At 41.5% G+C, this 23979-nt stretch carries 14 protein-coding genes; 7 read left to right on the top strand and 7 right to left on the bottom strand.

The features are described from left to right. Positions 1 to 189: 189 nt before the first annotated feature. A complete protein-coding gene (locus tag ACXIUD_RS10075) occupies positions 190 to 3309 on the top strand; it encodes an efflux RND transporter permease subunit (RefSeq protein ID WP_458052508.1) in 3120 nt (1039 codons plus the stop codon). A 487-nt stretch (positions 3310 to 3796) separates the two neighbouring features. Here the strand turns inward: ACXIUD_RS10075 and ACXIUD_RS10070 are convergent, their stop codons facing one another. The 7 genes from ACXIUD_RS10070 to ACXIUD_RS10040 form a co-directional block, all read right to left on the bottom strand. Continuing rightward, entirely contained in the window at positions 3797 to 4777 is a 981-nt protein-coding gene (locus ACXIUD_RS10070) for a hypothetical protein (RefSeq protein ID WP_458052507.1), read from the bottom strand. A gap of 5 nt (positions 4778 to 4782) precedes the next feature. Continuing rightward, on the bottom strand, positions 4783 to 4971 hold the full coding sequence (locus ACXIUD_RS10065; RefSeq protein WP_458052506.1) for a hypothetical protein: 189 nt from the start codon (positions 4969 to 4971) through the stop codon (positions 4783 to 4785). 15 nt (positions 4972 to 4986) lie between these two features. Further along, complete coding sequence (locus ACXIUD_RS10060; protein WP_458052505.1) at positions 4987 to 5175, bottom strand: hypothetical protein; 189 nt, start codon at positions 5173 to 5175, stop codon at positions 4987 to 4989. 485 nt (positions 5176 to 5660) lie between these two features. After that, positions 5661 to 6356 (bottom strand): hypothetical protein, encoded by a 696-nt coding sequence (locus ACXIUD_RS10055; RefSeq protein ID WP_458052504.1) that lies wholly within the window; start codon positions 6354 to 6356, stop codon positions 5661 to 5663. 1 nt (position 6357) lies between these two features. Next, the gene (locus ACXIUD_RS10050) at positions 6358 to 8364 is read right to left on the bottom strand and encodes an alpha-ketoacid dehydrogenase subunit alpha/beta (RefSeq protein ID WP_458052503.1); all 2007 of its coding nucleotides are present in this window, start codon (positions 8362 to 8364) and stop codon (positions 6358 to 6360) included. A 39-nt stretch (positions 8365 to 8403) separates the two neighbouring features. Further along, a complete protein-coding gene (locus tag ACXIUD_RS10045; protein ID WP_458052502.1) occupies positions 8404 to 9636 on the bottom strand; it encodes a M48 family metallopeptidase in 1233 nt (410 codons plus the stop codon). Between the two features lie 9 nt (positions 9637 to 9645). Further along, positions 9646 to 10695: a PorP/SprF family type IX secretion system membrane protein gene (locus ACXIUD_RS10040; protein ID WP_458052501.1), complete on the bottom strand. Its 1050-nt coding sequence runs from the start codon at positions 10693 to 10695 to the stop codon at positions 9646 to 9648. Between the two features lie 82 nt (positions 10696 to 10777). Here ACXIUD_RS10040 and ACXIUD_RS10035 point away from each other — a divergent pair, with 82 nt between their 5' ends. The 6 genes from ACXIUD_RS10035 to ACXIUD_RS10010 all read left to right on the top strand — a co-directional run bounded on the left by ACXIUD_RS10035 (position 10778) and on the right by ACXIUD_RS10010 (position 23871). After that, on the top strand, positions 10778 to 16381 hold the full coding sequence (locus ACXIUD_RS10035) for a T9SS type B sorting domain-containing protein (protein WP_458052500.1): 5604 nt from the start codon (positions 10778 to 10780) through the stop codon (positions 16379 to 16381). Positions 16382 to 16392: 11 nt separating this feature from the next. After that, a complete protein-coding gene (gene yaaA / locus ACXIUD_RS10030; RefSeq protein ID WP_458052499.1) occupies positions 16393 to 17136 on the top strand; it encodes a peroxide stress protein YaaA in 744 nt (247 codons plus the stop codon). Between the two features lie 65 nt (positions 17137 to 17201). Continuing rightward, on the top strand, positions 17202 to 17513 hold the full coding sequence (gene rplU, locus ACXIUD_RS10025; RefSeq protein WP_458052498.1) for a 50S ribosomal protein L21: 312 nt from the start codon (positions 17202 to 17204) through the stop codon (positions 17511 to 17513). A gap of 32 nt (positions 17514 to 17545) precedes the next feature. Continuing rightward, positions 17546 to 17806, top strand: a complete 261-nt coding sequence (rpmA, locus tag ACXIUD_RS10020) for a 50S ribosomal protein L27 (RefSeq protein ID WP_458052497.1) — start codon at positions 17546 to 17548, stop codon at positions 17804 to 17806. A 122-nt stretch (positions 17807 to 17928) separates the two neighbouring features. Further along, complete coding sequence (locus ACXIUD_RS10015; RefSeq protein ID WP_458052496.1) at positions 17929 to 20655, top strand: prolyl oligopeptidase family serine peptidase; 2727 nt, start codon at positions 17929 to 17931, stop codon at positions 20653 to 20655. A 138-nt stretch (positions 20656 to 20793) separates the two neighbouring features. Beyond that, a complete protein-coding gene (locus ACXIUD_RS10010) occupies positions 20794 to 23871 on the top strand; it encodes a WD40/YVTN/BNR-like repeat-containing protein (protein WP_458052495.1) in 3078 nt (1025 codons plus the stop codon). The last annotated feature ends 108 nt before the right edge of the window (positions 23872 to 23979 follow it).

Raw genomic sequence — 23979 nt, 5'->3', positions numbered from 1 at the left:
TAATTGAGCAAAAGCGAAGTTGACTGTTACGAAGTATATCAATCCAGAGAAACAGAAGTAGCAAAGGGACAAAGTGAGTAAAAACCAAGGTTTTTAAACTCTTACATTCTGTGTCCGCCTAATGGCTCCTCTCTAATCTCTAGTCTCTAAATTCTCGCTTCTCGACTCTCGCTTCTAGCATCTAAAAAAATGTCTTCTTTCAGAATCATCATATCGTTTGTAGTCATCAGCATCATAGGTTTTGCCTTGGTGCCCCGTCTTTCGGTGGACCTCAATCCCCGGGACAGGGAACCTGTGCTTTCCATTTCCTATTTCGTTCCCCGTTCATCTCCTGAATTGGTGGAAAAGTTAGCCACATCCCCTCTAGAAGGTGCACTTTCACAATTAGCTGATCTGAAAAAAGTTAATTCTGTATCCAACTATGACCAAGGCTCCATTACCCTGCGTTTTGACAAAAATACCGATATGGAGTTCAAGAAATTTGAAGTTGCCTCCATTATCCGGCAGGTATATCCCAATCTGGACCCCAAAGTATCTTATCCTGTAATCAGGCAATCCGAAGAACGTAAGGCTAATGCCAAAACGCCTATTTTGACCTACTCCGTCAATGGTCCTTTTGCCTCTTTTGAAATCAAAAAAATAGCAGAAGATGTCATCAAGACTTCCCTCAACAAATTTGAGGAAATAGAAGAAGTAATTGTCAGGGGAGCCAATGACTTGCAATTATTTATCACCTATGATATCAAGCGCTTGCAACGCTATCAGCTGAATAAGTCAGATTTGGAGTCTGCTATTCGGGGATCCTTTGGAGTGAACTATCCGGGTGCGGTAGTGAATACCCGAAACGAAACGCTCTTCATCCAATTTAACCGATCCCTTACTTCTCTGAATCAACTGGAGCAATTGTTGATCACAACCAAGGAAGGCAAAGAGGTCTACTTAAAGGATTTGGCACAGCTGACGCTGGAAGAAGCGGAACCAACTACCTATTATCGGATTAATGGAAATAACTCCGTGACCGTGGCTGTCATCAACCGGGATGGAGTAAACAAGGTGTTATTGGCCAAGGCCATCAAATCTGCCGTAGAGGAAGCAAAGAATTTACTTCCGGCAGGCTTTGAAGTTCGTCTGGAAAGTGACGATACGGAGTTTTTGGAAAAGGAGCTGAACAAAATCTACAAGCGTTCTGGACTCTCCATCTTGATTTTGATTGTATTCATATTTTTGATCAATCGGAACCTCAAGTACCTCACCACTTTGTTTTTAGGGATTGTGGTCAATTTGAGCATTACAGCCTTGGTTTTATATGTGTTGGGAGTCGATATTCACTTATACACCATTGCAGGTCTGACGATTTCATTTGGGTTGATTGTAGATAATGCCATTATCATGATTGACCATTTACACAAGCATAAGAACAGGAAAGTGTTTTTGGCTTTATTGGCAGCTTCGCTTACGACAATTGCAGCTTTGATGATTGTGTTCTTTTTACCAGAAGAGGACCGAAAGAATTTGACAGAATTCTCTGTAGTCGTTGCAGTTATGTTAGCGGTATCCTTGCTCGTGGCATTGTTGTTTACGCCGGCTATGTACGAACTACTTTTTGGGGGCAAAGCTAAATCCGGGCGCAAACTTACTATCAAGCAATTGCGCAGCAGAGTGCGTTCCTTCAATGTATTTAGTAGAAGCATAGGTTTTGTAGCCAACTATAGAAAAACTTTTATTTTTCTCCTGCTCCTATTGTTTGGATTTCCTGTCTTTTTCTTACCCAACAAATGGGAAGGGCAAGAATGGTACAATAAAACCATTGGAAGTACGGTCTATCAGGAAGACATCCGACCTCATGTTGATAAATGGCTAGGTGGGTCACTGCGCATGTTTGTTAGAGGGGTATTTGAAAAGTCATCTTATAGAGAAGCTGAGAAAACCCGCTTATATGTCACTGCACGCTTACCTTTTGGCAATACCCTGGATCAGATGGATTTCATCATGAGGGAGTTTGAGAGCTTCCTGAAGGGGGTCACAGGAATCGATCAATTTGTGACATATGTACGGTCTGGTCAATCAGCTCAAATTATCATTACCTTCAAAGAAGAGTATGAGAAATCAGCCCTACCCTATCAATTGAAGGGAAGGCTATCTGTCAAATCAACGGATTGGTCAGGAGCCCGCTGGACAATTTATGGTGTTGGACAAGGCTTTTACACAGGTGCAGGTGGTGAAGGAATTCCTTCCTTCCGAGTCACCATGAAAGGCTATAATTACGATGAACTCGAGCGGCAATCAGAAATTTTAGCGGAGAAGCTCTTACGTCATAAACGCATTCAAGAAGTGAATACGAATGAGCGCTTGGGATGGGATGAGCAAAAAACGGAGGAATATGTACTTCGCTTGGATCAAAACTCCCTTGCCTTAGGTAGAACTAATCAATTTGAGGTTCTAAACGCCTTGCAAGATGTCACCAAGCCAACAGGTCCTGCAGCTTCACTTACATTGGTTGATAAAAATTATGGGGTTGTTGTGCAGGAAAAGGATTCAAAGCAATATTCACGATTTGATTTGCAGGAAAATAGCCTGATCAAAGATGCAGATAAGATTTTCAAAGTGAGTAATTTTGGTTCTTTGACCAAAGAGTTTACAACCAATGCTCTTCATAAAGAGGACAGGCAATACATCCGATTAGTAGCTTTTGAATACATGGGCTCTGCCAAATTTGGAAACGAATACCTGGATGAAGTACTTACAGAAATGAAGGCAACTATGCCTATTGGTTATTCAGCGTCCAAGCAGACATGGTCTTGGAATTGGGAAAAAGCCAAAAGGCAATATTCGTTGATTTTGGTCCTGATAGTAGGAATTTTCTTTATCACATCCATTCTTTTCGAAAATCTCAAACAGCCATTCTATATCATCGTGATTATTCCGATTGCATTCATTGGATTATTTTTGATTTTCTCGCTGTTTGATTTCTATTTTGATCAAGGGGGATATGCTGCTTTTGTCTTGCTGGGGGGCTTGGCAGTGAATGCTGCTATCTTTATCGTTAATGACCTGAATAACCGCAGAGAGGGTTTGTATAATCGAAATGTCATCAAGGCAGTCGCAGGAAAAGCTATTCCGATTATGCTCACCATCTTGTCTACCTGCTTCGGTTTGATTCCTTTTATCATGGAAGGCCAAAATGAAATTTTCTGGTTCTCTCTAGCTATAGGGACTATCGGAGGCTTGATTTTTAGTATTATCGGTGTATTTATTGCCCTTCCGGTATTTCTGTGGAAAAAAGTAAAGCCGTCCAAAAAGACGGCTTGATAGAAAAAATAGTTGGTTTAGCTTTGTCCAATCAAAACTTCAATTTCTGTGCCAAATTATGGTTAAAGTATCACAAAGAAGTTGGGGGGTAATCTTGTTGCAACAATAACCATTATGGACTTGAAAAGATTAAGGTGAAAAGGGAGAAAAGAGAAAAACTGATGATATTTTTTGGGATTAAGTCAGCAAATGTGGCTCTGATTGCAAATAGAAAGTCAGCAAAGGAAAGTTCACCCCTACAAGAATCATCGTAATAATCACCAAAAAAAGAACTTCATGGGAGCAGTGTGCCAACATTACAATTCTTGGACCAATGCATACAAATCCGAAGACTAAATTGTATCTTTTCATACTGAAATTGACACTGAATGATTGTCTTAAGGTCCCCAAAAAAAGCATAGCTTAGTTTTAGCTCTATTTCCTAATTGCGAAGGAATTTTTCCAAGAGGTCCTAAAAAGGTTATACAAATTTATTATCTGAATACTTTTAATTTTTTAATTTAAAAATAGCTACTAAATCTTCATAAAGTATTCCAATTTGCCCATCCTTAAACAAGAATCCTTCGTCAGGAGCAGTTTCGAATAATTTGGGCAAGAGATAGGATTTTTCATACTGCATGCTCATGATATCGTAAATGTCAAGAATTCTCTGCTCTGGAAATTTGCGTTCTCCAAAATTTGAAATGATCATTAACTTTTCTTTATAAATAAAACTATCCACAATCAATTCCACAGCGTCATCCAACATCACTCCATCGCCAATTTCTAATACTTTAGGTAAAGGGTAGTCGTGTATATATTTTCCAATGGATATTTCATCACTATTGATATTGTATTTAAACCAAAAATTTGCAAAGTAAGATGTGTATAAAACCTCATTTCCATTTAATAGCACTTTACCTTCATAAACCAAGGCCGAGTTGTCCGAATCAAAATAACTATTGATCTTGTTTATCGGATAGTATTGTTTTTTATTGAGGTCATAATAGTTAAATTCAATTCTTGATTTATTTGCTTTTGACCAAATTAAAAATCTCTGATCATCCAAATGAAATCCTCCATATAAGTTTTTAGAAAATTTGTGAAAAAAATAGACCGAGTCTTTAAAATCTTGTATTTTAAAGCTGTTTTTTTCAGAATCAAAGATTTCTAGTTTGTTTTCATGTATAACTTGGTAATTCCTGATCATTAGATTTTCCTTCGGCCCGTCGCCCCATCGTCCTAAACTGTCCAAAATTTCGAATTTATCATTCAATTTGTAGATGGATTTGTCTGGGAAATAATAGCCGAATACGTGTCCATGGTCAAACAAAATGCGGTATATTGGCAAATCTAAAAAAAGACTATCGATAAATTCAATTTGGTTAAAGATCCTGCCATACCTGCTTTCACTACTATTTCTTTTACAAGATGTGATTACACCGGCAATAACAATAACTATTGCCGGTCCCCAAAATAAATTTTTCATAGATATTACTCTATTACAATTACTTTTCCTTTACCCCTGTAAACTGTTCCAAGTTGATCGTGGGAATCCAAACAAATATATTTATCTCCTGATGGACATAATACAATTTTTTGTGCAGATAAATTACCTTTGGACATGGAAAGTAGCAATATTACAAAGACTAAAGTCTTCAATGTTATTAATAGTTTTTTCATAATTTAAATTTTAAGTTATTTAATTATTACCTCTGATCGTCCTTTCCCTTTTCTTACTTCCAACCCGTCTTTATTGCTATAGCAAATGTACTTATCACCTTCTGGGCAAATTACGATGGTTTCAGATTTGACCGTTGACACATTTAAAGAAGGACCACTTAAAAACAGTAATCCTAGAGAGATTGCAAAAATCAACTTTTTCATTTTTACTCAATTTTTGTTTAAGAATGGTTTAATTTTTTTGTAGAAAAGTTTTCCGGATAACTAATCCTTTCAAAGAAAAAAAAAAAAAAATTAAAACTCAAAGAAAATTTGACTATTATTTACTTTCAAAGTCAATGCTGTCCTAAATAATTTTTTAGCTTAGATAAATCTTTATTTCTATTGAGCTTTATGTGGTTCTAGGAATATTCTGGAAACAGAACCCACTGTAATATTACTCATGAGAGGTCTAAGGTTTTGGTGCAAACCCAAAGTAGCTATTTTGGGCAAAAAATAGGACCTCTCATTATTTACTTAGGACGGTATTGACTGCCAGTCAATTAAGAATTAAGCAAGAGGCCCTAATTCCAATCAGTATGGTGCTTTGTATCATCAAATCACTGAAATAATGCTATTTGGAAAGAAAACAATCCGGTAGAACAAGATTGGATAATACAGCGAGCGTTGATTGCGGAATGCAGTGTGAATTAATTCTCTGCATATATAGGAATTACCACCCCAAAACCCAATTGGAAGAGTTGAAAGGCTGATCGGGTAGGATGGTAATCAAAGGTCCGGGTAATAGGGTCAAATGATGTGTCCTGTCTGCGTAGGAAACTGACTGGTCCGGATTCGTGATACATCAATCGAATTTCGGAATATCCTTTTTGAGGATTCTTGAAAGGTATTTTTATCCCTCCTCCACCTCGGTAACCCAAAACCCAATCGCTGAAATCCCTGCCTTGTTCGAATGGTTCTGCTAGTCGTGTTTCACGAATCTTATAGCGTGTGTAAAAATAATTGGCCCCCATCTGCACTTCAATGAATGGGATAACCCTTGCGTCCATATCAAATGTATAGCGAAATACACCCATCAATGTTAAAAGGTTATTATTTCTTCGGATACGCAAGTCTTGATTACTTGAAGCGAATAGATCATTTCTTCGCTCCACTTGTGTTCCATAGATACTGTACCCGAGGTTAATCCCTACTTCAATGGGTTTGAATGGTGCTTGGTAATACCCTGCTAGATTCAACTCAGGGAAAAACAGTGTCCCCACTTTGTTTTGTAAGTCTCTGACGGGCATACCTCCATTGAACTGGAAGGAGTATAAAAAATCCTGTGCCTGAAGTTGAAAAGGCAAAAGCAACCATCCAATGAGGAGCACAGTAATAATACGCATGTTAATAGTTTTTCAAGGTGATGAGTTTGTCTTTGAATCGCTGTACGGGTAGAAAGTTTTTTTCCAAAGTTGGAGCAAAAGGTACAGGTGTATCTAAACTGCCTTCCCGCATGACAGGGCCATCTAAGTATTCGAAACAATTTTCTGAAATCCATGCACATATTTCAGCGCCTATTCCCCCCGTATTACAATCTTCTTGTAGGAAAATCACCTTTCCTGTTTTCGCTACGGTTTCTTTGACGGCCTCTTGGTCCCAAGGTAAGAGCGTTCTCAAATCCAGGATATCGGCGTGAATACCCAACTCTTCCACTGCTTGTAATGCCCAATGTACGCCCATGCCATAGGTGATGATACTTAATTCAGACCCTTTGGCGGCTAGTGCTGCTTTACCTATTGGGACTGTGTAATAATCTTCTGGAATAGCAGCATTGATGGAACGGTACATGCCTTTATGCTCAAAGTACAAGTATGGGTTAGGGTCCTCAATAGCTGCATTGAGCAAACCTTTGGCATCGTGAGGGTTGGAAGGGTAGACAATCTTTAATCCTGGAGTATGGAAAAACCAAGCCTCATTGGATTGGGAATGGAAAGGGCCCGCTGCAACTCCTGCACCCGTAGGCATTCGGACCACTACATCCGCATGCTGTCCCCAACGATAATGGATTTTTGCCAAATTATTGACAATCTGATTAAATCCACAGGTTACGAAATCGGCAAATTGCATTTCCACCATCGCCTTATAGCCTTTGACCGATAAGCCAAGGGCAGTTCCGATGATGGCACTTTCGCACAAAGGTGTATTTCGAACCCGCTCTTTTCCAAATTTCTGCACAAATCCATCGGTGATCTTAAATGCACCTCCGTACTCAGCAATATCTTGCCCCATCAATACCAAGTTTGGATAGCGCTCCATGGATTGGCTCAAGGCATCAGAAATCGCATCTATAAAGCGTTTTTCTTGCGTTTTGCCGCTGTTAGGTTCAATTACCGCTTGCTGAAAAGGTGCATAGACATCACTCAACTCTTCCTCGGTGTCAGGCTCGATGGCTTTTTCTCCAAAGGCAATATCCAACCCTTCATTAATAGCTGTTTTGATGGAGCTATTGATTGATTCTTTCAGTTCAGGGGTCAATATTCCGCTTTCTTCTAAAAAGCGCTCGTAGTTTTCCACAGGATCCTTTAAAGTCCAGGTTTCCATCAATTCTTTGGGAACATACTTGGTGCCTGAGGCTTCCTCATGTCCCCGCATTCGAAAAGTAATCGCTTCCACTAACACAGGTCGAGGGTTTTTCCGTAAATCTTCGGCTAAATTCAGGATGGCATCATAGACTTCCAAGACATTATTGCCATCTATTCGGATCGCTTCTATCCCATAGCCAAGCGCTTTGTCGGTGAAATACTCCATAGCAAATTGCTCATTGCTAGGAGTTGACAAGCCATAACCATTATGCTCAATCACAAAAATCACCGGTAATTTCCAAACAGCTGCTACATTTATTCCTTCATGGAAATCACCTTCAGAAGTAGCTCCATCTCCTGAAAAAACCAAGGCAACTTTGGGTTCACCTGCTAATTTATGCGCAAGCGCAATCCCGTCAGCAATGGCTAATTGAGGACCTAGATGGGAAATCATCCCTACAATATGATGTTCTTTGCTCCCAAAGTGGAAAGAGCGGTCTCTTCCTTTGGTAAACCCCGATTTTTTCCCTTGAAATTGTGCAAAGAGCTTTTCCAAGGGCATTTTTCGGCCCGTAAAAATACCCAAGTTTCTATGCATGGGTAAGATGAATTCGTCTGCATGCAAAGCATTGACCGCACCAATTGAAATCGCCTCTTGTCCCCATCCGCTAAACCATTTGGAGATTTTTCCCTGCCGAAGTAGGATCAACATTTTCTCTTCAATTCGTCGAGGCATCAACAAGGAGCGATACAAGTCCAGCAAGGTTTCATCGCTGTAAGATTTACGGTCAAAGACCATGGGAGTAAGGGCTAATGCTAGGTTGCTCATGGGGTTTATTTTCTCGAAATTTACGGATTAATCGGGTTATCAGTTTTCAAGCCTGTGCAATCTTTCCATCAAAGGTGGATGGGAATAATTGACAAAAACATACCAAGGGTGTGGGTTCAAGTTACTAAGTGAATTAACCGAAAGTGTTTTTAAAGCTTCTGCCAATGGTTGGCCATCATAAGTGGTCTTAGCATAGTGGTCCGCTTCAAATTCATGTTTTCGGCTCAACATGTTCATTCCAATTCCCAAAACCATGGAGATAGGAGAAAAGAGCATGGTGAATCCAATGATATTCAAGTGTATGGCCATTTCATTGCCTCCCAAAGCCAAACTCATATTGGTTGAAAAAATAAATTCCGAAAGGATAAAAAGTAGGAGTCCAACCTGAAGGATGGAAGTGCTTATACCCCAGATGATATGTTTCTTTTTGTAATGTCCGATTTCATGTGCTAGTACAGCGACCAATTCGTCCGGTGTATGTTGCTCAATTAGGGTATCATATAGCACCACTTTCTTTCTGTTGCCAAAACCGGAAAAAAAAGCGTTGGCTTTAGAAGAGCGCTTGCTACCATCAATAACAAAGATGTTGTTTAAAGGGAAGTTCACTGATTGGGCATAGGCAAAAATTTTGGATTTAAGCTCTCCTTCTTCCAAAGGTGTCAATTTATTGAATAAGGGTAGGATCCATGCAGTATAGAAAAGATTGACGCCAACCATAAAGATGATAGAAATCAGCCAAAATTGCCACCAAAAATCTTTACCAATCTGATGGATCAACCACAATAGCACAAACAACAGTCCTCCACCGATAAGGATGGAAAGCAGATAGCCTTTGGCCTTATCGGAAATGTAAGTTTTCAAACTGCTTTTGTTGAAGCCGAATTTTTCTTCGATAACAAAGGTCTGATAGTAATCAAAAGGAATGGATAATATATCTGAGCCTATGAAAATCACTCCAAAGTAAACTATGGATAGAAAAATAGGATCTGAAACAATTTCACGAAACCAGACATCAATTACTCCAAAAACTCCCCAATAAATCAATGCTAAGGTTACCAGAAAAGAAAACGTGCCCGTCACCAAGCCAAATTTGAAGTTAGCTTGTTGATAGGATTTACTTTCTGCGATTTTGTCCGAACTTATATATTCGATCAAACTTGCGGGAATAGTGGGGATGGGTTGCCGGATATTCAAAAAGCTTAAGAACTTTTCGAAAACAAAGCTAAGCGAAAGTACCCCTACGAGTAGGTATTTAATCCAATCGGCATCCATAAGAGTTTCTTAGAATTTCGGACAAGGGAGCATGGTATCCCTGCTTCTTAGCTTGGTTCGGTTTCGGTCTGCCAGGAGTACGGAAACACTGATTTCGTGTGCACCTCCCGACTGTATGCCCAGTTGGGATACAGTGTAGTCAAAGCTGTAACCAACATTCAGGCCTGAGGGCAAATTGACACCAAGCATCATGACGATGGCATCTCGGTTGCTTTGGTTTTCAATAGGTCTGTATGGTAGACCTCTGTACCACACCCCAAATACGATAGGTTCAGCAAACACATAAGCACCTACATCCAATTGTTCGAAAGGGCCTTGTCTTTTATAATTGACTGTTGGTACAAAGTAGCGCTCTTTGAAGGTGTGGGTAAAGTCAGAGCGGTATCCTCCTGTACCCAATGAAATCCTGTAGCCTGCATGCAAGGAATACTTGGCAGGCAATCGGCTTACTCCATCCAAAAAGGATTGATTGGGTTGATTCAAGTGGTCTGCAGAAAAACCAAACCAGAAATTTTCAGTAAAGAACAATCCTCCTGCTGACAAAGAAAGCATGTTGACAGGATCTCCAAGTCCATCTATGTCAGTGCCTCCCGGCTGCAAAGGACCAAAAGGGTCGTTTGGATTGATATTATTCGCAAAAATTAAATTCTCGAAAAAGCCTATTTCCCTTCGCATGTAACTCGCTCTAAAGCCAGGGCGGAAGTATGCCCGCTCCCCAAGACGGAGTTCGTAGGAGTAAAGTCCAGCTAACGTCGTGGATCTCAATCTTGCAGCCCCTTCAGTATCACTCATAACCAAGAAGCCAACTCCTGAGTTGTAGTCGTCTAGGAAGGTATCGATATAGGCTGAAAAGGTGGTAAATTGTGCATTTAATCCAGGCCATTGGTTTCTATAATTGAATCCGACCCTTGGTAAAAGCTCCGATCCGGCAAATGCAGGGTTTAAATATAAAGGTGCTGCGTAGTATTGACTATATTGTGGATCTTGTGCTGACGACTCGAAATAACTCAAGCCAAAAGCAATAATGAAAAAAAGACGATATATTTGAGACCTAAGCAAGGAAAACTTCGTTTATTGTTAAACTCAAAACAAAAGGTTAACGATGAAACTTGGCCCTTGTTTTGATTGCAGCGTGTAAATTATGAAAAGGCAACTGAATTCCATACATTTTAAGTTATTTTTTAGTGGCATGCTCGCAGTTTTCTGCTTTTTGTCTCCAGAATTTAGTTATTCACAAGGATTCAATGGCAATGAATGGATCTTTGGATACTGTCCAACTGCTGCAACTAATAGCTACCTATCATTCGGTAGAGGGGAAGATCCTATCGTTCGGGATTTGCCGGGTACGATTGTCATTGGTTCAGAAACTGGGAATGTTGACAACAATGCTGTAATGATTGACCCCATTACAGGACAAGTTTTGTTTTTTACCAACGGGGTTGCAGTTTATAATAATATAAATGAAAATATTCAAGGAGTTGGATCGGGGCTTAATGGTTTGCGGGATCAAAGACAGGCCGTTGCTATTTCGGCATTAAGTTACGACCCAGAGGGAGATCGCTTATTTTATATTTTTTACCGTACCCCCACAGGGCAATTGCAATATTCAGTGGTAGATATGAATGCGCCGGGAGGACCTGTCGGCAATCAGCCGCCATTAGGAGCGGTAACTGCTCTCAATCAACCGCTAGGAACGGCATCAGGTGCTATCGCAGTAGTGAAAACTCCCAATAGCCCTAATTACTTGATAAACTACGATGGGGGCAATTTGATTGTACGCAGGATTGAAGATACTCAGGGAGATTTTACAGAGACTGCGAGTATTCCACTAGGTTTTACCCCAAAGGCAATCATCTTTAAAGAAAGTACCAATCAGTTGATTTTAATTCCTTCTAATCCCAATGAAGATATGGTATTGATTGAATTGGATACGGCTGATGGCTCTCTTGGGTCTATCAGCACCGTGGAGCAATCGGGTGGAGCGGATGAGATAGAAGGTGCTGACCTTTCCCCGGATGGGGGATTTCTGTATTTTTCTAGAGGGAATCAACTATTGAGAGTTCCTACCAGTGATCTGACAGCCACTCCTGAAGTAGTACCCATACCAAATACGCCCCATCAAATTTATGATATTCGCGTAGGTCCTGATGGGCGGCTGTACTATATCTATCAAGAGGAAGCGGGCGGACCATTTTTAATAGGGAGAGTGAATAATCCGGACGAAGAAGAGCTGGACGAATTAGAAATAGAAGAGGATCCATTCAATGGAGTTGATTTTTGTGGTACGGTCTTTCCTCAATTTGCACCGAATCAGGATATCAATCCTACCGTAGATTTTGATTGGGAACCTGAGATTCCTTGTGCCAATAACCCTATTCAGCTGACTTCTGAGATTACACCAACGAATTATCGCCCCATCAGTTTTGAATGGACCTTTGATCCCCCTTTGACCAATGAAGATGGGCAACCGGTAGAGATTGATTTTAATCAAGAGCATTTATTGATTCCAGAGGAGGCAACAGCTGGAGAGAGTATCAATGTGACCTTGACGGTGACTTTTGCGGATGGCTCTACTTTGGATGTAGAAAAGCTAATAACGCTACGAGAGAATAACTTAGAGGCTAATTTCACTCCGCAGGACACTACTATCTGTGCGCCGAATTGTATCAATTTGATGCCATTGTTGCAAGCGCAGCAAGGTGGAGGAGAAGGGCCTGGCGGTCCTGGTGGTCCGGGTGGACCCGGAGGCCCAGGTATTGGTGGCCCTGGAGGCCCTGGAGGTAACTTTGAGTACTTCTGGTCCAACAAAAGGGATGAAGGTTGGGGACCTGAAGCTGCCAATGAGGTGTGTTTGCCCGGTTTGTATTGGGTATTGGTTCGTGAACAAGGGTCTAGCTGTTACGCTTATGCTGAGATCCGTGTACAGATTTGGGATTTGGAAGATCAAAGCAATGGTGTCTGGCATTTTGGTGATGGTGCAGGCTTGGACTTTAATCCTGACCCGGATGATCCAGACGGGCCAAACCCAAGGCCAATTTCCCATCCGAATAATATCCCCGCTGGTACAGCCACGATTTCAGACGAAACAGGTCAAATCCTTTTTTATACGGATGGTCAGACTGTATGGGATCTGAATGGAGATGTCATGGAAAATGGAGACAATATCGGGGGGAGCAATCAGACTTCCCAAGGGGTAATTGCTGTCCCTGTTCCACAAAATCCAACGATATACTATGTATTTACAACCCAAGCTACTGCCTCAGGTTCCAATGAAGTACGTTTTTCAGTCGTCGACCTGACAGCTGAAAATCCGACCGGAGCTGGAGCTGTGACCACTAGCAATAATTTCTTGTTCAGTCCAGCTACCGAGCAGGTGGCCGCTTTAGCTACGGGAGCTACTAATTGGGTTCTTTTCCATGAGTTGGGGACCAACACTTTCCGTGCCTATCCATTAACCCAGTTTGGAATTGGGCAACCTGTATTTTCATCCGTGGGTTCTCGCCATGGCTTTGGTGCGGGGGTGGGGACTATGAAGTTTAGCCCTGATGGTTCGCAGGTGGCGGTGACGATCAATGATGGTGCCTGTAGCCGATTGGAGATTTTTGATTTTGATGTGCAGTCAGGCAGGCTTACTGAATATGCTCTATTGGATTTAGGGTGTAACAATGATGATATATATGGTGTGGAGTTTTCCAATGACGGAAGCAGGGTATTTGTGAGTTACCGGTCAGGCTCGGGCAGAATAGAGGAATTTTTAATCCGAAATCCGAGAACAAACAATAATGATGATGACGATGATGACCCATCAACTTGTGGTGAATGCTTTGATAATGCCACTACAAGACAAGCCCGTGAGCAGTGTATCTTAAATTCTGATGTAAGGAATACCATTACTACTGCTGGTCCATTTGGAGCTATCCAAATGGGTCCTAATGGTCAGATTTATGTAGCGAGACCTGGACAATCGGAAATAACATCTATTCTTCCAGGAAGTGGATGTGCCCAATCAGTGTATGATGAGCAGGGAACTCCGCTGATTTCTGGCACAAGTATGAACTTGGGATTGCCCTCATTTGCGAGGCAGTCAGGGAGCAGTATTCCCGAACCTGCCTTGGAAGGCCCGGAGCGTTTGTGTTTGGATCCTGCGGAAGGTGCAGAAGCTGAATTCGGTGGAGGTGGAGAACCAGATATTGATTCCTATTTCTGGACCATTGTGCATGAAGACGGAACAGCAGATATTACACGTTTTGGCGGAGCAGGAGAGGATTTTCAAAATTACATACACAATTTTCAAAGACCAGGCCTGTACACAGTAACCTTGGAAGTAGATCGATGTGGACAGTTTTATGATGATTTTTCTTTGGAAGTGCTTGTAGTGGCGTCTCCAGAAATCACCTTGCCGGATGATGCCGTACTTTGTGTAGGCAGTCCGGTTGAGCTGACAGCAATTGATGGCTATGATCCAGCTGAGGAATTGTATGATTTTGAATGGAGAAATGCGGCAGGTTTTCAAATCGGAGATGTCAATTCTAATACGATTGTGGTGGACTCGGAAGATATCTATACAGTGACCGTTTCTTTCCGTGTTCCAGAAGGTGTTGATCCAGCTACTTTTGACAGATGTCCTGCTTCACGTTCCATTTTTGTGGGGCCTGCGTTTGATTTTGATATCAACTTGTCTCAGGATGAGGTTTGCTATGATGATGTAATCGTGACCTTTGCTCCCAATACACCGATCATTGGGGAGTGGTTTTATGAATTGCAAGGTCAGCCTGGAAGGGTATTTTTGGTGGAAGCATTCGAATTGGAATTGAATCCTTTATTGCAGCTGCCAGGCCCTGGAACATATGATATTATTTTTGTGACTGAGGATCCATTGGTGCCCGGATGTTTGATTGAAAAAGTCACCGAGATTGTTGTTCACCCACTTCCGTTATTGGAATTGGTGATGCTCAATGACTCTGATTGTGTGTTGGAAGATGGTGTTTTGGAGGTTACAGCCTTGACTGATATCCAAACCTTGACTTTGGTAGAGACAGGGAGTGTATCGAATAATATTCCAGCAGGCACAATTTTACCGCTATTTGTGGATTTAGGTCCAGGTGTTTACACTTTTGAAGCCATCAATGAATTTGGTTGTTTGAATGTACAGACCGTTGTGATTCAAAACAGAAATGCTCCTGCTGGTCTGGAGGATTATGTAGTGACAGCGGTAGATGAGTCTTGTAGTACCTCAGGTGTGTTGGATGGGCAGATAATAATTACTTTCCCAACTATTCCAGTATCCTTACTTGGTGTACGATATAGAATTGTCCGATTGGGAGATGGTAGGGTATTTACAAATGATTTGACAACTGCAGCCACAGCAGATCCTTTGGTCTTTACAGTGGATGTTCCTTATGGAGAATATTCAGTTGAGCTACTGGACGAAAATGACTGCCCTGTGCCATCTGAAAATAATGTGGTTGTCGACCGGAAGTTTCAAGTAGATTTCTCAGTTCCGAGCAATCCGGTGGCTTGTGAGCAATTTGTATTTACGCCAACTTCAGCCGTTCCTTTGAATTTTGACCTAAGAGCCGCTAATAATCCCTCTGTTCCGATTACCCAAGAAGCAGATGGTAGTTTTGTATTAACAGAGTCCGGAGAATATATCTTGTTTGGCTTTGATCCTTCGGATGAGGATTGCCCACGCGAGCGTCGTTTCTTTGTTACAATTAACGACCCGATTCCGTTTGATTTAATCGGTCCTACGATCGATGATTGCGTAGAAGGTGTATTTTACGAGGTGAATCTGTTTGGAGGTAACCCTGCCGACGTACTGATATTTTGGAGGGATGATTCAGGAACCATTGTCGGTAGAAATCCGATTTTCTTTCCGAGAGAAGCAGGCGTATTTACCTTGGAGGTACAGCCTCGTCTGGGAACCCAATGTGAATCCAATGAAATTTCTTTCACTGTTACTTCGGTATTAGGGCAGGTGGACTTCTCCGTGGAAGCAGAAGCAATCTGTGATCCTGAGGTTCCTGCGGTGATTCAATTAGTAGGAGATTTTGAGCAAGCTGCGCTCATTCAGTGGTTTAGAGTTACAGGAACTACCCGTACCCTTCTTCCATTTGATAATTTTGATTTGATTGAAGTGGACCAGGAAGGATTCTATGAAGTTGTACTTTCAGATTTGTTGTGTGAGTTGGGTAGGCAACGGGTACAGGTTCGAAGATCGGCAGGAATTGCCCCTGAATTGCGGGAGCGCTATGTCATCTGTGCTATTGAGAATGTGGCAGATATATTAGAACCCGGTGACTATGATAGTTATGCTTGGTTCTTAAATGATGAATTGGTGGCAGATACGCCAACATTTATACCAACTGAGGCAGGATCGTATCGCTTAGAAGTAGTTGACGATGCAGGCTGTGTTTTCGTGACTACATTTGAGGTAGAGGAGGATTGTAGGTTATTGGTCATTGCTCCAGACGCTATGCAGCCAAGCAATCAAAATAGACAGTTCTTGGTGTATGCCAATGCTTTTGTTGACAACTTAGAGGTATTTATCTACAATCGATGGGGAGAGTTGATATTTTTCTGTGAAACCAATAACATACCAGAAGGTCAGGCAGTTTGTAATTGGGATGGGGTATACAGGGGAGAAGTGGTCCCGGTGGGAACCTATGCAGTAGTGATTCGGTTCAGTAGTATACAACAGGGTATTTCCCGCACCCAGCGCTCTGCCTTATTAGTAATTGAGTAAATAGAATAAACATGATTACACTGATTTCACCTGCCAAAACATTAGATTTAAGTACCAGTCAATTGGAGCTTGCTACTCAACCGGACTTTCAAAAGGAAACGTTTGAGTTGGTAGGTATCATGAAAAAGCAAAAGACAGAAGATCTAATGAAGTTAATGGGCATCAGTGAGAAATTGGCTGAACTGAATGCCGCTCGATACAAAGATTTCAAAAAAACCTTTGACACTGATAATTCCAAACAGGCCTTGTTAGCTTTTAAAGGCGATGTGTATACCAAAATTGATGTAGATAATTATTCTCAAGAGGATTTCGATTTTGCGCAGCAGTACCTTCGCATCCTTTCGGGTTTATATGGTCTGCTGAAGCCTATGGACCTAATTCAGCCGTACCGTTTGGAAATGGGTACAAGACTCGAAAACAAAAAGGGGAAGAACTTGTATGAATTTTGGGGTACCCGAATTGCTAAAGTTATCAACGAAGTTGCCCAAGGTACACCAATTGTCAACTTGGCTTCACAAGAGTATTTCAAAGCGGTGGATACCGCTATCATCAAATCTGAAATCATCTCTCCGGTGTTTCAGGAATACAGAAATGGGAAATATCAAATCATTGGTTTGTTTGCCAAGCAGGCGAGAGGATTGATGACGGATTACATCATCAAAAATCGTATTCAAGACCCTGAGCAGCTCAAGCTTTTCAATGTAGAAGGCTACGAATGGGCAGGAGATGAAAAAGAGTGGCGATTTGTGAGATAAATTTTTTATTCAGAACAATTTATCTATATTTGCACTCCAATTTCCTATACTAGCTAAATACAAATATGTACGCAATTGTTAACATCGCAGGAAAGCAGTTCAAAGTAACAAAAGATCAGTATGTCTATGCACCAAAAATGCAAGGCAATGCTGGCGCTTCCGTGGAATTTGATCAGGTATTGTTGGCAGAAGACAACGGTGCTGTATCAATTGGCGCTCCAATTATCGCTGGCGCAAAGGTATCTGCAAAAATTGTAGATCACGTTAAAGGTGACAAAGTAATCGTTTTCAAGAAGAAAAGAAGAAAAGGTTACAAGAAGAAAAACGGTCACAGACAGCAGTTCACTAAAATTTTGATTGAAAATATCACATTGTAAGATTTCTTAGGAAATCATAAACGACTAATATTATGGCTCACAAGAAAGGTGTCGGTAGTTCCAAAAACGGTAGAGAATCACATTCCAAGAGACTTGGTGTGAAGAAATTTGGTGGTGAGGCAGTAGTTGCCGGTAATATCATCATTAGACAAAGAGGTACAAAGCATCATCCCGGTAACAATGTAGGTCTTGGAAAAGATCATACCTTGTTTGCTTTGACTGATGGTAAAGTTCAGTTCAAGAAGAAATTCGATGGCAAATCTTACGTCAGCGTAGTTCCTGCTGAAGCTTAAGAAACAAACTAGCTTATATAAACCCTCTCCAGTAGAGGGTTTTTTTTTGTCCTATCATGTAAAATTCATTTGATTTTTTGCAATGAGGTAGCAACTTCCACACTGTTTAATGAATTTACCTCATGAAAAACCCTAAAATCCCCAGTTTACTGGTACTACTACTCCTTTTTCAAGTAGCAGTAGCCCAACAAAAGCCTTTGGAATTGAAAGATTATTCCAAATGGTCTAGAATTGTATCTCCCACACCTTCCTCGGATGGGTCTTGGTTTGCCTATGTGCTCCGCCCGAATGGGGGTGATGATACCCTTCATGTAAAATCTGTTCAATCGGATGCTTTAAGAAGGATTCCTTATGCCTCTAATTTTTCCTTTTCAGATGGGAGTAACTATTTCAGTTATTTTCTACGGCCAAATAAAGCTGAATCGGATAAATTAAGAAGAGCAAGAAAGCCTATTACACAAACAGCCGTCTTAGAAACAGTTGATGGAACTGAGCTTTTTCGCGTAGAAAATGCCAATGCTGCGACATTTTCTAGTGATGAGCGTTTTTATATGGTCCATAGAAAAAAGGCGGAAGATGATAAAACTTCCCACAAAGGTGCTGACTTGGTGCTTTTCGATATTCAAAAGAAAAGCTCATTCGTCATCGGTAATGTTTCTGAGTTTGCTGTCAATAAAAAAGGAACACATTTAGCCTACTTGGTAGATGCTCAAGACCAAATCGGTAACGGTGCCTTTTTGATGAATTTAAGTACCAAAACTACCCAAATGCTGGATGGAGATGCCAAAACCTATCAATCACTTGTTTGGGATGATCGTTTTTTGACCAAAACAGAGGCTGCTAGCCGTGGCAATCAATTAGCTTTTCTGAAAGGCACATCTGTAGATTCCTTGGAACAGGGAATCAATCATCTGTTGGTTTTCGGGAATCTCTCAACCAATCCCGTAAGCTACGAGATAGGTCCAGACCATCAAGGATTGACCAAAGGTTTTGTCATTAGCGAAAAAGCTCCAGTTTCATTTATGCAAGATGGAAAAATGGTTTGGTTTGGGGTAAAAGAACAGACTGCCACATTCAAGGCAGATAAGGATACGCTTCCCAATGTAGATGTATGGCACTGGAAAGACGACTATATCCAATCCGTCCAGATCGTAAGGGCGAATCGGAATAGAAATGAAACCATGCCGGCAGTTTTCCATTTTGCTCAAAGTAAATTTGTGCAGCTGGCGGATGAGGATATGAAGACAGTATTGCCTTCCAAACATGCACGATACAAAATCGGAAGGGATGAGAAGCCTTATATCAGTGATATCAATTGGGGTGTTTCCCCTGCGGATTTGTATCGGGTAGATGTGACTACTGGTGAGCGAGTATTGGTCGAGAAGCTGGTCAATAGAGCTTTGCAATATTCTCCGGATGGTAAATTTTACCTGTATCAGAAAGATACAGCATTGATTGCGTATAATTTGGAGACCAATGCCAAAATCAATGTTTCTGCAAAAGCTCCTATGGTATTTATGGATCTAGAGCATCCCTATCCCCATGAGAAGCCGCCTTATGGCGTTGCAGGCTGGACTAAGGATGGTAAACATGTAATTGTCAATCATAAGTATGATTTGTGGATGTTGGCTTTGGATGGAAGTAAGGCTACTAATATTACCCAAATTGGGGATGCAGAGGAAATCCGTTTCCGCTATGTTAATCCTGATCGAACCCAAGATTGGATTGATACCTCCAAACCGCTTTGGTTAGAGGCCTACGGTGAGTGGACCAAGAAAAATGGATTTTATGAGTTGAAAGTTGGTGGTAAACCAACCCCGTTGATGTTTGTAGATGCGATGATTGGTAATCCTATCAAGGCAGAAAGCGCTGATCGTTATTTCTTCACCAAGCAGACATTTGAAGAGTTTCCTGATTACCATGTAAGTAATGGGAAGTTTGCCAATCCTAAAAAGCTGACCAATGCCAATCCACAGCAGGCTGAGTTTGCTTGGGGTAAACGCAGATTGGTAGAATTCACCAATAGCAAAGGACAGCGCTTACAAGGTACTTTGACACTTCCTGCCAACTATGAAGAAGGTAAGGCTTATCCGACCATCATGTACTTCTATGAAAAAATGTCTGATCGTCATCATCAATATTCGATGCCGGTGTATGATGATCGTCCGCATTTCTCCACTTATGCGAGCAATGGCTATATGATTTTTATGCCGGATATCGTGTTTGAAGAAGGTAGACCCGGTACCAGTTCTTTGGATGCGATCACATCCGCGGCCAAAAAGTTGATTGAATTAGGTTACTCAGACAAGGACAATATCGGCTTACAGGGGCATTCATGGGGTGGTTATCAGACTTCTTTTATCCTGACGCAGACGGATATGTTTAAGTGTATCGTTACGGGAGCACCACCGACCAACTTGGAAAGTTTCTATAATAATCTTTATGCAAGCACGGGTACGGTACATCATGGAATCATGGAAATCGGTCAGGTCCGTATGGGGAGAGGAGTGACTCCTTGGACTCACCGAGAAGATTATAATCGTGAAAATCCTATGTACCATGTGCCAAATATCAAGACTCCGTTTATGATTTTGCATGGAACCAAGGATGGTGCAGTTGATTGGGCTCAGGGCTTGGAATTGTACAATGCGGCCCGCAGAATGGGCAAGGAAGTGATTTTCTTGTCCTACCCGAATGAAGGGCATCACTTAGGAATTGAGGCCAATCAAAAAGATTTCCAAATTCGAATGAAGCAGTATTTTGATTATCATCTGATGGGTAAGGAAGCCCCTGAATGGATGGAAAAAGGAATTCCGCACTTGGAAAAACTTTATGATCGCGTGCGATAATTGACCGTTGACCTAAATGAAAAGCGTGGATGCAAGTCTACGCTTTTTTTATAGGCTCTTTTGACCAATTATCATTTTTTATGAAATTTTTTACTGACTTCCACTTAAATTCCCTAATGAATCATTAACCTATATGCTATGAACAAAACATTACAACTTTGTTGTGCTGTACTGCTTTTTCTGGGGCTGAGTATGCTTCCTCAAGTGCAGGCACAGACCTACGATGAAAAATTATACGATGCCGTCCAATGGAGATTGGTAGGTCCCCATAGAGGAGGACGCTCAGCGGCTGTTTCCGGAGTCATTGGAGATCGAAATACGTTCTATTTCGGGGCAACCGGTGGAGGCGTGTGGAAGACGACTGATGGAGGGAGTACTTGGGCGAATATTTCTGATGGCTACTTTGGAGGTTCTATCGGTGCTGTAACAGTTGCCCCCTCTGATCCAAATATCATTTATGTAGGAGGAGGAGAGAAGACTGTCCGAGGAAATGTTTCTTATGGCTACGGCTTTTGGAAAAGTTCGGATGCCGGCAAGACCTGGGAAGATTTGGGAATGGAGGAGACAAGATTTATATCCCGAATTAGAGTACATCCCAGCAATCCGGATGTAGTGTATGCAGCGGTGTTGGGAGATATTTTCAAGCCTACGGATGTGCGGGGAGTGTATAAGTCTACCAATGGAGGGAAAACATGGGATAGAAAATTATTTGTCGATGCCCAGTCAGGAGCAGTAGACCTGATTTTGGATCCAAATAATCCAGAGGTCATGTATGCTACCACATGGGAATTGAAGCGTACCCCTTACAGCCTTGAAAGTGGAGGCCCGGGTTCAAAAATGTTTAAAAGTACAGATGGTGGAGAAAATTGGACGGAGATATCCAGAAACAAAGGTCTCCCAGCTGGTTTGTTGGGTATTATGGGGATTACTGTTTCTCCTGTTAATTCGAACCGACTTTGGGCGATTATAGAGAATTTGGATGGGGGTGTTTTTCGTTCTGATGATGGAGGGATGACTTGGGAAAAGACTAATGATGATCGTAATCTCAGACAGCGCGCGTGGTACTATACCCGATTATATGCTGATACGCAAGATGAAAATACAGTCTATGTATTGAATGTGGCTTACCATAAATCTACCAATGGTGGGAAGACCTTTAAAAGCGCCAATGCTCCTCATGGTGATCATCATGACCTTTGGATAGATCCTTCTGACAATCAACGCATGATTATCGCAGATGATGGAGGAGCTCAGGTGTCATTTGATGGTGGGAAGAATTGGTCTACCTACATGAACCAACCTACGGCACAATTTTACAGAGTGACTACGGATAATCATTTCCCTTACAGAATCTATGGTGCCCAGCAGGATAATTCCACGATGCGTATTGCTCATAGAAATGAAGGGGCAGGAATCACAGAGAGTGATTGGGAAGTAAGTGCAGGTTCGGAGTCAGGTTGGTTGGCGGTTGACCCTCTGGATAATGATATTGTATATGGTGGAAATTATGGAGGATTGCTTCAAATGCTCAATCATCGGACAGGTGCCAAGCGAAATGTGAACGTGTATCCTGACAACCCTATGGGCCATGGAGCAGAAGGAATGAAGTACAGATTCCAGTGGAACTTTCCGATTTTCTATTCTCCACATGATCCAAAAGTCCTTTATACTACATCCAATCAGTTCCATCGATCTACCAATGGAGGTCAATCTTGGGAAACTTTTTCTCCAGATCTGACTAGAAATGCCAAGGAAAAATTGGGCCCATCAGGAGGGCCAATTACCAAGGACAATACCTCTGTGGAGTACTATTCCACCATTTTTGCAGCTGCTGAATCTCCACTGAAGCAAGGTGTGCTTTGGGCAGGTTCTGATGATGGCTTGGTGCATGTATCTAAGGATAATGGTCAAACCTGGGAAAATGTAACACCAAAGGATCTGCCTGAATGGACTCAAATCAATAGCATGGAAGGACATCCATTTGAAGAAGGAGGTTTATATTTCGCTGCTACAGCTTACAAAAATGGAGATTACGCTCCCTATTTGTTCAAGACCACAGATTATGGAAAGACATGGACCAAAATTGTGAACGGAATAGATGCGCAACATTTTACCCGTGTATTGCGTGCAGATCCTGTCAAAAAAGGCATCCTATATGCAGGTACAGAGACTGGAATGTATGTTTCCTTCAATGATGGGGCAAACTGGCAGCCGCTTCAATTAAATCTACCGATCGTTCCCATTACTGATTTGACGATTAAAGAAAATAACTTGATTGCTGCTACTCAAGGAAGAAGTTTTTGGATCATCGATGACCTGACTGTGTTGCATCAATTATCCAATGAAGTAGGTAGCAAGCCATTCCATTTATTCCGTCCTCAGGACTCCTATCGCCTGGATGGTGTTCGCAGAGAATCCAAGACAGCTGGCACCAATAGACCTGGAGGTGTATTGGTTTATTATCAGTTAAATCAGGAGCCAAAGGAGGAAGTAAGAATTGAGTTTTTGGATAAAAACAAGCAGGTTTTAAAAGCGTACTCTTCTAAAGGCATTGAAAAAGATACGCTCAAATACAACATGGGATCCAATGAGTTTAACTGGAACCTACGCTTGCCGGATGCCAAAGGATTTGACGGCATGATCATGTGGTCTGGGCCATTAAGAGGGCCTAAGGTGGTGCCGGGAGATTATACCGTGCGTATGATTGTGGATGGTGTTGCTCAAGAGCAATCCTTCAAAGTATTGCCGGATTTACGTTATGAGTCCACACAGGAAGACTTGCAAGCCCAATTTGATTTCTTACTTCAGGTAAGGGATAAATTGACAGAGACGCATGAGACCATTATTCTTATACGTAAGTACAGAGAATTGATGGAAGAAATGATTGCCAAAGACAGCAGGCAAAAGCGTAGGCTTGACCCAATTATTCAATCCATCTCGGATATTGAAAAGGAATTGTACCAAACACAGAACCGTAGCGGTCAGGATCCATTGAATTACCCGATTCGTTTGAATAATAAGCTTGCACACTTGAATGTGATCGTAGGAACAGGGGAGTTTAGACCTACCGACGGCGCAGAGGAGGTAAGGGTAGAGATCACCCGTCAGATTGATGTGCAGTTACAAAAATTTAGGACGATCGAAAAAAATCAACTCACTAACCTCCTAAATATCGGCGAAATCAAACAAGATTTGAAAATTAGTAGAGCGCACTAATTACCGAGCTTATTCATTTGTAAAATCCCTTGTCAGTGCTGGCAAGGGATTTTTTGTTAATTATTCAAAACTACCAATCAATTTGCTCCTGTTATTTAGGGATATGTA

It is taken from the genome of Mongoliitalea sp. (assembly GCF_054166905.1).
Note: the sequence above shows the minus strand (reverse complement) of the source record. Positions and strands in the feature narration are given on the sequence as shown.

Coding starts and splice junctions, on each gene's coding strand:
- ACXIUD_RS10075 (WP_458052508.1), top strand. CDS start 190: ATGTCTTCTTTCAGAATCATCATATCGTTTGTAGTCATCAGCATCATA.
- ACXIUD_RS10070 (WP_458052507.1), bottom strand. CDS start 4,777: ATGAAAAATTTATTTTGGGGACCGGCAATAGTTATTGTTATTGCCGGT.
- ACXIUD_RS10065 (WP_458052506.1), bottom strand. CDS start 4,971: ATGAAAAAACTATTAATAACATTGAAGACTTTAGTCTTTGTAATATTG.
- ACXIUD_RS10060 (WP_458052505.1), bottom strand. CDS start 5,175: ATGAAAAAGTTGATTTTTGCAATCTCTCTAGGATTACTGTTTTTAAGT.
- ACXIUD_RS10055 (WP_458052504.1), bottom strand. CDS start 6,356: ATGCGTATTATTACTGTGCTCCTCATTGGATGGTTGCTTTTGCCTTTT.
- ACXIUD_RS10050 (WP_458052503.1), bottom strand. CDS start 8,364: ATGAGCAACCTAGCATTAGCCCTTACTCCCATGGTCTTTGACCGTAAA.
- ACXIUD_RS10045 (WP_458052502.1), bottom strand. CDS start 9,636: ATGGATGCCGATTGGATTAAATACCTACTCGTAGGGGTACTTTCGCTT.
- ACXIUD_RS10035 (WP_458052500.1), top strand. CDS start 10,778: ATGAAAAGGCAACTGAATTCCATACATTTTAAGTTATTTTTTAGTGGC.
- yaaA (WP_458052499.1), top strand. CDS start 16,393: ATGATTACACTGATTTCACCTGCCAAAACATTAGATTTAAGTACCAGT.
- rplU (WP_458052498.1), top strand. CDS start 17,202: ATGTACGCAATTGTTAACATCGCAGGAAAGCAGTTCAAAGTAACAAAA.
- rpmA (WP_458052497.1), top strand. CDS start 17,546: ATGGCTCACAAGAAAGGTGTCGGTAGTTCCAAAAACGGTAGAGAATCA.
- ACXIUD_RS10015 (WP_458052496.1), top strand. CDS start 17,929: ATGAAAAACCCTAAAATCCCCAGTTTACTGGTACTACTACTCCTTTTT.
- ACXIUD_RS10010 (WP_458052495.1), top strand. CDS start 20,794: ATGAACAAAACATTACAACTTTGTTGTGCTGTACTGCTTTTTCTGGGG.